Below are 14,800 nucleotides of genomic sequence, written 5' to 3' on the forward strand. Positions count from 1 at the left end.
CCATGGGTCCGTCGTCCATGGCCGGACCGTACGGCTGGAGACCTCCGCGACGCACGCGCTTTTTCTGGGTGGGGCACGGGGTATCAGGCGGGCTGGACCCGGGCGCAGCGCTATGTTCCCCGTATGTACTCGACGCGAGTCTCCCGGCACATCAAGGCGTCGCGGCCGGCCGTCTACCGGGCGCTCCTGGACGCGGCGGCGGTCGCGCAATGGCGGGTGCCGGACGGCATGAGCAGCGAGGTGCACGCGTTCGACCCCCGCGAAGGCGGGAGGTTCCGCGTCTCGCTCACCTACGACTTGCCGGTCGGCACCGGCAAGTCGGCCCCGCAGACCGACACGTACCACGGCCACTTCGCGACGCTCGTCCCCGACGAGAAGGTGGTCGAAGTGCTGCAGTTCGAGACCGCGGATCCCGCCCTCGGCGGCACGATGACGATGACGACCACGCTCACGGAGGCTCCCGGCGGCGGCACTGACGTGCTCATCGTGCACGAAGGGATCCCCGACGTCGTACCCGCCGCCGACAACGAGACCGGGACCCGCATGGCACTCGCCCACCTCGCCCGACTCGTCGAGGCGGACGAGGAGCCCGGGACGGCGACGGGTTAGCCTCGGGAGCTGATCACCGCTTTCTCGACAGGGGGATTCAGGTATGAGTGGAACAGTGGCCGCAGTCAGCAGCAACGGTGAGTACTCGTTCACCAAGCCGAACCGCGACAGCATCAGACTGCTCGCCGGACTCGGTGTGGAGGGGGACGTACACGCCGGTGTGACGGTCAAGCACCGTTCGCGCGTCGCGCAGGACCCGACCCAGCCGAACCTGCGCCAGGTCCACCTCATACATGAGGAGCTTTTCGCCGAGGTCGGCGAGGAAGGTTTCGAGGTGGTACCCGGCGCGCTCGGCGAGAACATCACCACGCGCGGAATCGACCTGCTCGCTCTCCCGGTCGGCACGCTGCTGCGGATCGGCGAGGCGGCGGTGGTCGAGGTCACCGGCCTGCGCAACCCGTGCCTGCAGATCGACACCTACCAGGCCGGCCTGTTGAAGCAGGTCGTCGGCCGCGACGAGGCCGGAAGCATCGTGCGCAAGGCAGGAATCATGAGCGTCGTCAGGGAGAGCGGCACAGTCCGCCCGGGCGACACCATCACGGTGAACCTCCCGGCGGAGCCGCACCGGGCGCTGGAACGGGTCTGACCGACGGGGAGGCGTGCGGTCTCGGGCTGTGGCCCGGCGTCGGCCGGGCCGCTCCCTTTCTCAGGAGGGCAGCAACGGCTGCAGGAACTGGCTGGGCCTGCCGTGCCAGAAGATGTCGAGGCTGTCTCGGGCTCGTGTCGCCGCGACGAAGAGCAGTGATCGTGCCCGCTGCATGTCGCGACGGTGACGCAGGGCGTCCACGGCCTTCAGCCGCAGAACGTCCTCGCGGGGAACGAGCCCCTGCCGTACACCGGCGATGATCATCCGTTGGTATTCAAGTCCCTTGAAGCGGAACATCGTCCCGATGTGCACGCCCTCGTCACCCCGCGGGCCGTCCGGGCCGATCTCGACCGCCCGGATGCCATCCTGGGCAAGGGCGTAGGCCACCTCCTGCGCCATGGCGTTCGTCGGTACACAGATGCCGATCTGTTCCAGTGGGATGTCGTCCCAACCGTTGATCAGAGCCGCGATGCCTGCGCGTTCCGCCGCCCAGTCGGAACTCGGGTGCAGCCCGGGCTGTCCGCCGCTGAGCACCGAGCGGTAGCCCGCCAGGTTCTCCTCGTTGCCGTCGAGGTCGTCGAACGCCTCCCCTCTCAGCACCTCCAGGGCCGAGCCGAGGATCTGGCGCGTCGTGCGGTAGCTCAGGGACAGCTTGGCCGACCGGCCACGGATGTTTACGCCGAGACTTCCGAGCGTGACCTGGGTGCTGTAGATCCGCTGGTGGGTGTCGCCCACCAGGAAAAGGTCGTTGCGGTCCGGGGCGACCATGGCGCGAAGCATCTTCCAGTGTCCCGGCTGGAGGTCCTGCGCCTCGTCGACCACGATGTGCCGGTAGCGGTAACGCAGCCGGCCGGCTGACGTGTCCTGGACGTGGATGTTGTCGAGGCCGCCGGCCTCCTCGCGGCGGCGCTCCACCCCTTGAATCCGCTGCTCGCGTTCGATCTCCAGCCGCGCGGCCCGCTCGGCCACCTGCCCCCAGGTCTGTCGGCCGAGCTGGTCCAGGCGCTGTGTGAAGCGCTCCGTCAGCTGCCAGATCTCGGCCCGCTCGGGCCGCGTCACGTTCCGCCCGCGACCCGCTCGCCTGGCACGGAAGTACTCCGTCCGGGAGGCGACTGCCTGTCCCAGGATCACCTGCGTCCACTCCTCGTGGAGGAAGCCGGCGTCCCAGCCCGTCTCGTCCAGCTCGTCGAGCATCGCACGCCACTCGCGTAGCGCCTGGTTGTCGTCGATGGTCTGCCTGCTGTTGCCGGGCTCAGCCTCACGCACCACCCTGAGCGCCACTTGGTCGACATGGCTGATCTCCACGCGGGCCAGCAGCTCTTCGCCGCCGAGTTCGAGCAGACGCATCCGCAAATCGGCTGCGAGGTTCTTGTTGTACGTGGTCAGCAGCACCGGTTTGGTACGTCCGGGCGGCAGTTGTGACACGAGGCGTCGGACCCGGTGCAGGGCGACGATGGTCTTGCCCGTGCCGGGCCCGCCGCCCACCCGTGCCGGGCCGGAGTAGTCGCGCTCGACCAACTTGGCCTGGGTCGGGTGCAGGAAGACCTTCCAGCGGCCGAAGTTGCCGCCCTCAAGCGCTTCGCGCAGCGCCTCGTCCGTGGTGGTGACCATGGTCGCGGGGCGATCGGCGGCGGCCTGGAAATCGTCGGTGTCGACCGGCTCGGGTGCGGCGACAGGGGCCGTGACCTGTTCGAGGACGTCGTCGTACGACTTGCCGTCGTGGAGTGAGAGCAGCACCTCGCCGGTCAGCTGCGGCGCGTACTCGACGAGTCCGAGCAGCTGGTCCTCGGTGGTGAGTGTCCGCACGACGGGCAACAGCGGTTCGGCGACACCCAGTTCGGTGAGCTGCTCGTCGGTGACATGGGCGAACAGCGGCGGCTCCACCGCCGAAGACGCCGCGGCGGGTGCAGGGACGGGCTGCGCCTGTTCGGCCGTCTCGGGTGTCTTCGGCAGCAGCTGCCTGGCGAGGCTTTCCTCGACGACTTGGAGATCGACGTACTCGATGCCGCCCGTGACCGGGTTGACGCCGTAGGCGACCCGGTCGTACACGTCCTTGCGGTGCCGTACGGAGACGATCAGCCAGTCGCCGTCGCCGAGGTGCAGCAGCAGGGCCCGGTAGTCGTCGCTGACCCGCGCGGACCACAGCCGGGTGTCACCTGCCAGCTGCTTCAGCCGCAGGCCCGACGATTGGGGGTTCGCCTTGAACTTGTGCTGGAAGTCGTAGATCGCTCCCTTGACGGTGCGGGGGAGCTTGAGGATCTCCTTGTCGGCCTTGTCCAGCAGTCGCAGAGTCACGTTCACCGCGCTCATCAGTGGGTGTCCCCCCGGGTCGTTCCGTCGTGCAGTCCCTGTCCCTGGAGCCGTGCCGCCAGCTCCCGTGCCGTCCAGCCGCCGGCCGGCCGTACTTCCCAGCCCGCGGCGGCGAACGCCCGGTCGCGGTCCTCGGCCTCAGGGTCTCCCTCGGTGGCCCTCGGCCGATGCGTCAGCACGACCCCCACCTTGGCATCCGGCCAGGCGAGCTCCGCCATCCAGCCCCGGTCGTCGAGTTCGTATCCGTCCTGCGGTGCGGGCACGCCGAGCGACGCGAGCGCCACGGCCAGCAGTTCGAGGCCCGGCTCATCCGGGTCGAGCAGCTCCAGCACCGGGTCCCAGCCGCCGTCCCGCGCCGCGGTCGGCACCCCCTCCGTTACCGGCACCGCAGGAGCGGCGACCAGAGGCTGCGGCGCGTCGGCCGCGGCGGGCGGCTGATCACCGGCGAGCACCGTACGGGTCGACTCGAGCCAGCCCGCCCCGCCCGCCACGGAGAACTCCTGCGCCGAGAAGGCGTCGAGCAGACCCGTCGTCAGCTGGGCGCTGTCACCCCCGCCGTGCTCCAGGAACTGCAGCAGGTTGCTCCAGTACAGCCAGCCGCGCCAGCGCCGCTTGTGGCGGTCCTCGTCGGCGACGGCCGCGGGGGAGTCGTTGAGCCACGTGATCGCCGACCACACCGGAAGCGTCTGCCGCCCGTCGGCGGCGGCCAGCAGACGGCAGCCGGACGCGTCGGTCACTGTCAGCAGTCGCACCTTCCCGGGCTGCGGCTTTGGCGCCCGGCCGCGCAGAGCGGCCTCGATCTGCTCGCCGACCGACTCGGCAGAGACAGCCGCAGCCTCCGGGTCCGCGCCGAGCAGGCCCGCGACCACCGCTTCGGCGCGCTCCAGCCACCGGCCCGCGTCGGGTGACCGCAGATAGGCGATCAGAGTGTCGGCCGGGTTCACCCACACCGTCTCGGCGAGTTCGCCCGGCAGCCCGTCGTGCACTTTGGCGTAGTAGGCCCGCGCCTGGGCACAGGCCCGTTCGCCGTACGGCCGCCACGCGGGGGCTGCCGGACCTGAGGCCGCGTACCCCGTCTCCCGGACCCTGGTGCGCCACTCCTTCACGTCGTAGTAGGTCAGCTGGAACACGCGAACCCCCTCGGCGCGCAACCGCGCCCGCTTGGCGGCGTCGTCAGCGAGCCGGTTGTACTTGGTGCTCGCATGGAACTCGAAGCCGTCCAGATACAGGGCGATACGCGGGCCCGGGGCATCGAGCCGCTCGAAGAGCACGTCGGGCCTGGTGCCGTCCAGCACCCGCTGCTGCGAAACCCGCCACCGCAGAGTCTTGCCGTCGCCGGCGGTGAGCCGCAGGTCCAGCGAGTACGTCCCTGCAGCCGTTGTGTATGCGTCGGCAGCGGCTTCGGCGTCGGGCTGGGTTGCCCACTCCTTCAGCGTCTCGACGAACATGACCTCGAGGTCGGACTCGGCCTGCCGCTCCAGCGGGATCTGCTGGGTCGTGGGCACGCGGGTGGTCCGCCAGGCCTCGCCTTCCTTGCCCAGCAGCTCGTCGAGCATGTGACGGACCTCGTTGCGGCTGACCTTGTCGTAGTCGCCGGCCGGAACCCGGCGCAGCAGGCAGCGGTGGCAGCCGTCCTGCCCCTTCTCCTGGCATGGGCAGCCGTCGATGACCTCGCGGGCCTTCAGCAGCACCTCGCGGAAGCCGTCGGCGGAGGCGAGCCGGTGCAGGTAGCCGGTGCCGCCGGGGAGCCGGTCGTAGACGACCAGGAAGCGCCGGGTCCAGTCGGAGTCGCCGCCGTCCGGCATCGACGCGGCTGCGATGTCGATGTGGTCCGGGTCGCCGCCGTACCGGGTGGCTATGCCTGCGAACAGTGCTGCCGTGAACGAGGCGAGCCGTTCGTGGGCGCGGGCGACCGACGCCGGCAGCAGGATGCGCACCGCTTCCGTGGTCAGTTCGTGCGCCAGCAGCAGCGGCACGTCCCGGCCCTTGCCCTGTTCCTCGCCGCCCGAGCCCTTGGTCCGGCGGCGGGGGCACCACAGCAGGTGATGGGCGCTGGCCCGGGTGCTGGCGGCGAGCGAGTCGGTCAGCGCCTCCTGCGGCTGGTCCGCGACCGGCCGCCCGTCGGCGGTCGCCCCGCCGCAACTGGCACACACGTAGAACGGGTTGATGCGCACGTCGTCACCGGCGAGCGGGACCGTGCTGGAGCCGTCCTGGCGGTCGGCGCCCAGGTTCAGCGTGCGGATCACCGCCCGACGTGTGAAGTCGACGCCGAACGTGGCCGTCTCGTGCCGCCACGAGCCCGGCGCCAGATGGGCCGGGTCGATGTCGACGGTGGTGAGCATGGCGTACCGGCGGCGGTCGCGTTCGTCCCTGTCGTCGCGTACGCGGGCGTCGTCACGCTTGTCGCGGGCGATGACGCGCCTGGGCTCCAGCACATACTGCACACAGCCCGCGTCGGCGATCTCGCGGCCGCCGCAGCGGGGACACGGGGAGGCGTCGGCCTGGGCGTTCTCGGTGCGGACGTAGCCGCAGGCCGGGCACAACCGCCACACCTGCCAGGCGCGGCGCTCGGGGCTGCCGATGTCCAGGGCACGCACCTGGTGGCGGTAGCCGTTGACGTAGAAGCTGCTGCCGGGCGCGAGTTCGGAGAGAGCGAGGCGGCGGGAGCGCTCGTAGTCGCGGACCTCGCTGCGGTACGTCTTGCGCCGGACCTCGGTCTGCCTGCCGCTTTCCTGCTGCTCGCCCTCCTCGGCCCGGCCCTGGTCCTCCTCCGCCCAGTAGAGGGTGGCCTCCAACTGGGTGGTGGTGTCGGTGAGGCTGTAGTTGGGCAGCAGGCCGAGCTCCACCAGGGCGCCGTGCGCGCTCGAACGGCTCAGCTCACGCAGCAGGTCGCCGGTCGTGCGCCGCTCTGCCAGCAACTCGCGGTGCTCGCGGTCCTGTTCGGGATCGCTGCGGACCAGGCCTTCCATTGCCGTGTCGATGGCGGCGATACGACGCCGCAGCTCCTCGCGCCGGCCCGTCCAGTCCTCCTCGGCCTCCTGCAGGGTGCGCACGATGCCGCCGGTCGCGTACGCCCTCAGCTCGTCGGCCGCGTACGCCGTGACGCCTTCGTCGTCCCCCTTCTCTCCGTCGGACGGGAACAGATCGAGGAACTCCTCCACCAGGCGCTCGCCCTGCGTGACCGCCGCGTCCGCCAGGTCCTGGCACCAGCCGGTGGTGCCGAACAGGGCGGACACGAGCCTCGGCACCGGCATCAGCCGCTCTCCGTCGGCGGTGGTGAGTCCGCCGCGCGCGGCGAGGTCCAGCAGATGTGCGGTGTACTGGCGGCGCAGGATCTCCACCGCGGAGAGGTAGCAGCCGGGCGGCACGATGTCGCCGGCGATCATTTCGCGCGGGTCCTCGAGGTAGTACAGGTCGCGGGCCCGGCGTCCGCCGAACGCGACGATCAGCGCGTTGCCCGTGCGGCGTCCGGCGCGGCCCGCGCGCTGTACGTAGTTGGCGGGGCCCTTCGGCAGCGATCCGAGCAGCACCGCCGACAGGTCGCCGATGTCGATGCCTAGCTCCAGCGTGGGCGTGCAGGACAGCACGTTCGGGTCGGTGTAGTGCGTGCCCGCGCGGAACGTGCGCTCGACACGCTCCCGTTCGGGCCGGGCCAGCATGCCGGTGTGCTCGGCGGTGACGACGCGGAAGGTGCCGCCCGTCAGATACAGCCGCCGGTAGTAGTCGTCCTTGTAGTCGCGGGCACGCGACGACCCGAAACCGCTGGAGCCCATGCTGCTGCGGATGTCGACACCGGACGAGGACGAGTCGCTCAGCGGCGCACGCAGCATGCCCTGGCACCGGTACCGCGGGCAGGGGTGCCCGTACCAGCGGGTCCGCCGCTCGGGCGGCACCACCTGCTGCCAACCGCAGTCCATGCAGCTGACGAACGCCTTGTTGGCCGCCTCGTCGTCCAGCAGCCGCACCTCGATGTGCCCCGGCTGCAGGCCGTACACGCGGGTCGTACGGTCGGCCGCCGTACGCACCGACAGTGCCCGCTCGTCCACCAGCACGGGCAGCAACCTGCGCAGGTATTCGGTGGCCCCCGCCGCGTCCAGCCCGAGGCAGCGCCGCGTCCAGTCCTGGTACCAGCCCAGCCGGCCGGTCACCGAGTCGAACGCGGACCGGTCCTTCTGCCCGTCGAGCAGGAACCGCGGCGCGGCGATCCCCTCGGGGAACGCCGGCATCCCGTACGGCCGGCCGCCCCAGATCTTGAACCGGGCCACACCGGCGTCCTTGATCCACGGCTCCAGCCACCGGTGCCGCAGCCCGCCCCTGAGCCGGACACGCTCCAACAGACCGCGCACATAGGCCAGATAACGCTCCGGAGTCGGCATCCCGCTGCCCACCAGCAGTTGCCCGGGCAGTGACAGATGCAGATCGCGGGCGAGTGCCGTGATCCGCTCCGGCTCGTCGATCACGACCTCGGCGGCCGCCGTACGCGTCAGCTCCAGCGTGCGGCCCTGGCGCGAACGGAGACCGAACTCCATCACGGTGGCGAACGCCAGCCGTTCCCCGATCAGCTTCCAGGTCCGGGCGTCACCCGTGCCCCGCCCGGGCGTCACCCGTGCCCCGCCCGGACAACAGCCGGTCCACGCCCGGCTCGTCGTGCAGGTCCGGCGGTACGACGGCGGCGAGCGCGTGCGGATCGTCCACGGAGTCGAGGACGTTGCCGATCAGGTCGTTGAGCGCGGTCGGCGCACCTGACTCGTCCAGGTTGTGCGCCAGGAGGGAGCGCAGTGAAAACTTGTACGACGCGTTCGCCACATACCCGGCCCGGTGTGCCGCGTCCTGCGTCGAGTCGTTGAACAGCAGCGTCTTGCGCTCCTCCGGTACGAGCGCGATGTCGCCGCCGGTGAACAGCTGCGTGACCGTCGCGGAGGCGAGCGCGGCGAGCGCGGTACCGAGGAAGCGGATGCCGTTGTCCGTGTTGCAGGCCGGACAGCGGTCGTCGAGCGCCGCCTTGTCCGCCGACTTCTTCTCCGTGATCGCCAGCGCGAACCAGGCGTCCTGAAGCTCTTGTGCGTCCTGAACCACGGGCAGCCGGTAGGTGCCCTGGGCGCCGTCCAGCACCACCACGGACAGCGGGTCGGCGGCGCCGGACTTCGGCGTCGCACCGGTCAGCGCGTTGAGCGCGTCCTCTGCCTCCGCCCGGGTGGCCGCGATGAAGTAGCGGATGCGCCGCTTGTCACGGCCGAGTCCGGCCCGCCACACCTTGTCCTGTGCCATCACCAGCTGCTGCGGATCGGCCTCCGGCGACAGCGCGGCCCAGCCCGAGCGCCCGCAGTTGCGGCAGTACACCGCGGGCAGCGAGGCCACGGCCGGACGCAGCGCCGTGTCCGTGCCCGGCATCGGCTGCGGGCGGCGTGCGTCTGCGGCGAGGCTCCCCGAGTCCTCGGCGTCGGCCCCCGCCGCGGGCCCGGCGGCCAGCGCCGCGCGCCGGGCAGCGGTGCGGTCGTCCTCGTACCACCGGAACTCCGGCACCGGCCCCACGCCGCGCAGCACCCGGCTCACCGGACGCACCCACAGATGCGCCTCGATGTGCAGCAGCGGTCTCGGCCGCTTCTCGTCCGACTCGGGGTCCCGCGCCGCCGACAGCAGGGCCACGAACCGCGACAGGGCCTGCAACGCCAGCCGTGGATTCTCCCTGGCCGTGCGGCCCCAGGCGTACCCGAAGCCGCCCAGCCGCTCACGCAGCTCCCACTCGCCGAGCGGGTCGCCGCCCAGCAGCTGGAGCACCTTGTGCGTGAAGTCGTGCCGCTTGAGCATCCTGCCGATCTGGAACGCGCTCAGCCCGCGCCGCTCCAGCAGCCGCTCCGCCAGCCCGTCCAGGTCCAGCAGATCCGGGTGCGCCTCCACGCCGGGACCGCCGGACGCCTCGATGACCTCCTTGGGGTCGGGCGGCTCCGGCAGCTCGTAGTCCACCTCACCGGCGAACTGCTCGGCGGTCATCCGCTCCTCGCCGACCACCGCGTCCGGCGTGAACTCCACCCCGAACACCTGTGCCGCGACGCTGAGAATCCCCTCCCCGGCTCCACCCGGCCTGCCCTCGCCGAGGGTCGCCGAGGTCGCCACCGGGCAGATACCGCCCAGCGGACGCCCCTCGGTGCTGCCCTGGCCGGTGGCCGCCGCGAGCCTGCGCAGCAGCATCGCCACATCGGTGCCCTGCGCGCCGTCATAGGTGTGGAACTCGTCCAGCACCACGTACGCGATCTCGGCGTCCTGCCACAGCGGCAGGTCCTCGCCGCGCTGGAGCAACAGGTCGAGCATCTTGTAGTTGGTGATCAACACGTCGGGCGGGCTGACCCGCATCTCCTCGCGCCGTGTCATCACCCGCCGGAAGTCGGTGTCCGGCCGGTCCCCGATGTAGAGCCCGGCCGTCACCTGCGCCAGCTCCGGCTGGGACAGGTACTCTCCGATCCGCCCCGCCTGGTCGGTGGCCAGCGCGTTCATCGGATACAGCAGCACGGCCTTCACGCCGCGCCGCCCGAGCGCCTTCTGCCGACGGCAGTGGTCCAGCACCGGCACCAGGAACGACTCGGTCTTGCCCGACCCCGTCCCGGTCGTGATCAGTGTCGGCCGGGCGGGCCCGTGCAGGGTGCTCAGCCGTTCCCACGCCTTCGCCTGGTGCCGGTACGGGGCGAAGCCCGGCACCCAGTCCAGATGCCGCTGCCACCCGTCGGCGGCGATGTGGAACGGCGTCCGGATCCGCAGGTACGGCCCCCGGAAGATCCCGCCCTCCGGGTCGCCCAGGAACCGCTCCAGCGCCAGCCGGGTGTCCTCCTCGGCGAGGGCGTACGTCGTCGTGAGGTACTGGGTGAGACTGCCCCGCAACTGCGCGGCGGCCAGCGTCGGCCTCACGTGGTGTCCCCTCGGTCCTGCGGCATGCGGGTGAACTGGATCAACCGTATACGCGACCTCGGACATCGTGACCCGTATCCCCGATGACGGGATATCGCCACTGGCCTGAAACGCGCCCTTTCGCCCCGAAGTGTCTGCCCCTCACCCTGCGAACAGGTGCGATACCGAGCCATGGCCGTGGGGGAGCCGCGATGGTCGAGCCGCTGTACGTACCCGTCCTGCCGATGCGGCGCTCCTCCGTGACCGCCTATGGGCAACTGCACCCGCAGGTGCGCCGCCACCTCGCGCCCCTGTGGACCGTCCCGCCGCACACCGGCCCCGATCGCGCACGCGGCACTCCGGCACCCCTGCACCCGGACCCCGACGACATCGGACGAGCACTGCACCGATGGCTCACGCCCAGGGCCGACCACCTCATCGAGGTGACCGCCGGGCTGCCCGGCTGGGTCGACGCCGCCCACGTCGAGGGCGAGGTTCACGGTGCGGCGGTCGCGCTGTGGAACCTCGCCATCCGCAGCGGGCTCACCCTCGTCACGGGACCGGAACGCCACCCGACGATCCAGCGCCGCACGGCGGACCTGGCCTTCGCCGGCGGCCGGGGCCTCGGCATACGGGTCCTTGTGGACGAACCGCCCGACGAGCCGTGCACCTCGCAGATGCTGGACCTCGTCTCCCGGCTGTGCGCGCCGCCGGCGCAGCTCGACCTGCTCCTGGACGTCGGAGCGGTGAACGACCTCGCCGAGGCGGGCAAGCGGTCCCTCTTGGCCCTGGACCTGCTGGGCGCCCTGATGCCGTGGCGCAGCGTGACCCTGCTGGCGGGCGCGTTCCCGGAGCACGAACCGGCCCGCGAACCGGCGCTCTTCACCGCGCCCCGGCTCGACCACGCTCTGCACGCGCAGGTCCGCGCCGCACGGCCCCGGCAGCGACTGCGCTACGGCGACTACTCTGTCGAGCACGTGCGCAGCGGGTACCGGCCCGCCGACTCCGGCCGGTACGGACCCCCGTGGGGCTTGCTGCGCCACACCCTCCCCGACCGGTTCCTCGTCTCGCGCGTCCCCACCCGCGGCCCGGAACGGGCCGACCGTGTCCGCGCGATGGCCCGCCGCATCGTTGAGCACGAGTCGTACCGCCGCGAGCCGTCGGCCCACCGCGGAGCCGCCGAAGATTGGCTCGAGTCCTGCGCATACGGCACCGGGCCGGCCGGAACGGGCACCCCCGAGACCTGGGCACGGATCGGCCACACGCAGCACCTCACGTACATCACCCGATGTCTGGTGGGCGGTGACAGGGCCTGAGCGGCGTCCGCCTCACGGCAGGCCGACGACCGCCCACACCGTCTTGCCGGGCGCGGCGCTGCGCGGCGAGACACCCCAGTCGGCAGCAAGCGCCTCAACGAGTACGAGCCCCCGCCCCGACTCCGCGCCTCCCGAATCAGGCCGCGTCCCTCTGACGGGACGCTTCTCCGTGCGAGTGTCGGTGACGTCGATCCGCAGCCGCGCCGGCGAGGCGGCGAGCCGCAGATGGAAGTCCCGCCCCGGCACGTGCCCGTGCCGCACGGCGTTCGCCACCAGTTCGGCGGCGATCAGGGTCATGGTCTCGTTGGCGGCCGAGTCGTACGGATGCCCCCAGTCGTGCAGTCGATGCGATACGAGGCGCCGCGCAAGCCGCGCTCCGCGGGGCGTCGAGGTGAACTGCATCGTGAACTCGTGTGCGGTATCCGGGTCGTGCACAAGCCCTGCGGGCGGAACGGTCATTGGCCTCATGTCGATCAACCCTGCTGCCGCGAAAGCCCCGTTGACCAGCCCGGACGCGCCGACGTCCGGGCGGTGTACGCGGACTCGCCGACTGTGTACCCGAGCGGCCTTACCCGTGGTGAGACCATCGCGTACATGTTCGTGACCGACGGGGGAGCCGACGCGTTGATGCAGCAAGGGGAAGAACCACCGGCATGGAGGCAGCGACGCAGGAGCCGACGGCCTTCGGGCTACGTGTGCCGATGCGCCGCTGTGTGTTCGCGACGGCCTGGTCTCTCGTGGCCACGAGGGTGACGGCGTTCCCAGGGGCTCTGAACGTGCCGACATGGTCAGCCTGTGTGCACCGGCTAAATGGTGTGGATCCATGACTCGAAGGCTGTCAGTTGCTCGCCCACCGATCCCAAAGAGGACGGGCTCCGCTCGTACTGTTCCGAGAGCGCCGCCTCGTAGACCTTGTATGCCTTCGGAGCTTCCTTGCCTGCGAGGTCGATGGCCGCGAGCGCACTCAGAGCATCATCGGTGCGCCCGCTTTCCGTGCCGGCGACAAGAGAAGGGCACAGTTCCTCGGAGATGTAGTCGCAGAGCTCCATGAGCTGTCGTCCCGCGCGCGTCGCGCGGTCTCGCACGGCGTCGATGTGAGCATTGTGAAGGTGCTCCTCGAGTTCAGATGCGTCGTCATCGTCGCACCAGATCCTTCGCAATGACTCCTCTGTCGACTTCAGTTCCTGGTCCGAATCGCGCAGCAGCTCATCCAGGCTGAGAACGGGGTGACTTGCCTCTGTAGGCGCGACCTCGGGCAGCGAATCGAGCGCATCGGGCTGCGGAAGGGGTGAGCCGTCACGAAGTGCCAGCAGCAGCATGGCCTGACGCAGGACGGGGAGGAGACGGTCGGCGTCTGTCACGCCACGAATCTCGTACGCGGAGCGTTCGACGGCCGGATAGTCGTTGTCTGCGACGTACCCGTCGATGTCGAACCTGAGCTCAGAGAGCAGTGAAGAGATCGCGCGGATCTCGTCGAGCAGAACCTCGGCGGCGCTCCACAGGCGATCAGCTACCTCATGGGCTTCGTCCGCTTCACGTACTTCGCGCTCAAGTTCAGCAGCCAGCCTGATCAGTTCGCTCATGTTGCGGCCCTCCCCGTAGTGTGCGCCGACCCGGTCCTGATGGGGGTCACTTCGAGATTACGGGGCTCTTCCAGGTGTGCTGACCTGGTTGCCTCGTAGGGAATCGATCGGCGCCGCCCCGCAAGCATCGGGAAACGTCGGGGCAATGATCCAGCACCTCGAGTGGACCACTGACCTGCTCAGCACGAGGCAGACCCACCTCATGGAGCTGCTGAGCAATGAATGGCGTCTTTGAAACGCCTGCCGGCTGCGGTCGATCTCCCTGTGATCGGCGCTGCTCTGCACAGGGGCACGCAAGGCCCGGCTGCTCGGTCACCCATGGCGGCCATCGGTGGACAGAGGAGGAAGCGGGCACGGGAGGTCGCGGAGGAAGCGATGGGGGCAGCACACGACGGAGAAGGAGACGAGGTTCGTGGTCTTCGCGTAGTGCACCCACACGACGTCGACGCCGCGCCCGAGCGCGTCCGCCGCGTAGGTGCTCTTCACGTCCAGGTCGATGTATGCCCGCCCCCCGTCCGCGCGTTCGAAGGGCGGGCTCGCCTCGTAGGTCTTCCGCAGCCAGTCCATGGCGTCGCTCAGATCCGTCCACGTCCGGTGCGCGGCGGCCTGGTCCCGGCGCATCAGCCAGTGGCCCACCTGCATGGGCGGCAGCGTGCCGGCGAGGAACGCGCGTGTCTGCTCGTCGTGGGTCAGATGTCCGGGGCGCCGCGCCCCTTCCTGCCCGTACGCCGTCCGCGTACCCGTCCAGGGGCCGAATCCGTGCCAGTGCCCTGACCAGTTCATATGTGTCCTCCAGAGGGTGCGAGCCGCCCGTGCGCGCTGCCGGGCGGCCCGCTGTCGTGCCAGTACGGTCAGGGGCGGACGGTCAGATGCTCAGGGCTCGCCTCCTGGCCCAGCCGAGGGCGAAGTCGTCCAGCTCCGCCGCTGTGAAGCGCAGCTCCCTACCGTTGCCGCGGGGCTTGCTGTCCCGCAGGGCGAACGCCGTCCCGGAGCCGGTGAGCGCGCCGACCTCGACGCAGGTCTCGTGCTCGCCGCCCTGGTTGCCACCGCAGTAGTTCTCGAACGGGCCGCCCTCGGAGGGAAGGCTGTAGAGGTCCTGCATGGGATAGTCCTCCTGATGCATCCGCTGTGCGGAGATGCGGTCTCCGCGCCGTCGTGCACACGCACCCCACCCGTGTCGTCTGCTGTCCAAGGGAGGCGACCGGGTGGGGAGTTCATCGACGAGTCACCGGAGCCGACCGTCGTCGCGTCGGTGAGTATGGGCCGGTATCAGGACGCCACGCCGGAGCAACACGACGACCCTGGGAGCAACGACCCGAACGAGCGGGTGCCGCGTGTCGGTCCGGATTCGCCACGCCGAGAGCGCACGGCCGGAAGCGGCGCCGGGTGGCCTGGTGCAGGGCGGTCGTGGCCGCGGTGATCGTTCCTCACGGCCAACACATTCGCGGCTCAGGCCCACTCTGACCAGCGGCAACCCGCCGACATCGGCGTGGTGTACGAGCGTCCGCCCCGCTGAG

Annotated in this window: 10 protein-coding genes; 3 read left to right on the forward strand and 7 right to left on the reverse strand. The window is 70.6% G+C overall.

Annotated elements, in window-relative coordinates; genetic code table 11:
- The first annotated feature begins 123 nt into the window (after positions 1 to 123).
- On the forward strand, positions 124 to 609 hold the full coding sequence (locus ACIQ7Q_RS30530; RefSeq protein WP_403869166.1) for an SRPBCC domain-containing protein: 486 nt from the start codon (positions 124 to 126) through the stop codon (positions 607 to 609).
- Between the two features lie 43 nt (positions 610 to 652).
- Positions 653 to 1,195, forward strand: coding sequence for an MOSC domain-containing protein (locus ACIQ7Q_RS30535; RefSeq protein WP_403869169.1), 543 nt, complete (start codon positions 653 to 655; stop codon positions 1,193 to 1,195).
- A gap of 60 nt (positions 1,196 to 1,255) precedes the next feature.
- Here ACIQ7Q_RS30535 and ACIQ7Q_RS30540 read toward each other — a convergent pair whose 3' ends face one another.
- The 3 genes from ACIQ7Q_RS30540 to ACIQ7Q_RS30550 are packed head-to-tail and all read right to left on the reverse strand — an operon-like array spanning position 1,256 to position 10,405.
- Positions 1,256 to 3,505 (reverse strand): UvrD-helicase domain-containing protein, encoded by a 2,250-nt coding sequence (locus ACIQ7Q_RS30540; protein ID WP_403869171.1) that lies wholly within the window; start codon positions 3,503 to 3,505, stop codon positions 1,256 to 1,258.
- The gene (locus ACIQ7Q_RS30545; protein ID WP_403869174.1) at positions 3,505 to 8,109 is read right to left on the reverse strand and encodes a Zn-binding domain-containing protein; all 4,605 of its coding nucleotides are present in this window, start codon (positions 8,107 to 8,109) and stop codon (positions 3,505 to 3,507) included. Before ACIQ7Q_RS30545 ends, ACIQ7Q_RS30540 begins: the two co-directional genes overlap by 1 nt.
- A complete protein-coding gene (locus ACIQ7Q_RS30550) occupies positions 8,084 to 10,405 on the reverse strand; it encodes a DEAD/DEAH box helicase (RefSeq protein ID WP_403869177.1) in 2,322 nt (773 codons plus the stop codon). Before ACIQ7Q_RS30550 ends, ACIQ7Q_RS30545 begins: the two co-directional genes overlap by 26 nt.
- Before the next feature lie 191 nt (positions 10,406 to 10,596).
- On the opposite strand from ACIQ7Q_RS30550, the gene ACIQ7Q_RS30555 reads away from it, so the two are divergent.
- Positions 10,597 to 11,700: a hypothetical protein gene (locus tag ACIQ7Q_RS30555; protein ID WP_403869180.1), complete on the forward strand. Its 1,104-nt coding sequence runs from the start codon at positions 10,597 to 10,599 to the stop codon at positions 11,698 to 11,700.
- A gap of 12 nt (positions 11,701 to 11,712) precedes the next feature.
- On the opposite strand, the gene ACIQ7Q_RS30560 is transcribed toward ACIQ7Q_RS30555, so the two are convergent.
- The 4 genes from ACIQ7Q_RS30560 to ACIQ7Q_RS30575 form a co-directional block, all read right to left on the reverse strand.
- Positions 11,713 to 12,159, reverse strand: coding sequence for an ATP-binding protein (locus tag ACIQ7Q_RS30560; RefSeq protein WP_403869183.1), 447 nt, complete (start codon positions 12,157 to 12,159; stop codon positions 11,713 to 11,715).
- Between the two features lie 347 nt (positions 12,160 to 12,506).
- Positions 12,507 to 13,283, reverse strand: coding sequence for a hypothetical protein (locus ACIQ7Q_RS30565; RefSeq protein ID WP_403869185.1), 777 nt, complete (start codon positions 13,281 to 13,283; stop codon positions 12,507 to 12,509).
- Between the two features lie 312 nt (positions 13,284 to 13,595).
- Positions 13,596 to 14,066: a hypothetical protein gene (locus tag ACIQ7Q_RS30570; RefSeq protein ID WP_403869188.1), complete on the reverse strand. Its 471-nt coding sequence runs from the start codon at positions 14,064 to 14,066 to the stop codon at positions 13,596 to 13,598.
- A gap of 82 nt (positions 14,067 to 14,148) precedes the next feature.
- Positions 14,149 to 14,385, reverse strand: coding sequence for a DUF397 domain-containing protein (locus ACIQ7Q_RS30575; RefSeq protein ID WP_403869191.1), 237 nt, complete (start codon positions 14,383 to 14,385; stop codon positions 14,149 to 14,151).
- Between the last annotated feature and the right edge of the window lie 415 nt (positions 14,386 to 14,800).

Source organism: Streptomyces sp. NPDC096176 (assembly GCF_044763255.1).
GTDB lineage: Bacteria > Actinomycetota > Actinomycetes > Streptomycetales > Streptomycetaceae > Streptomyces.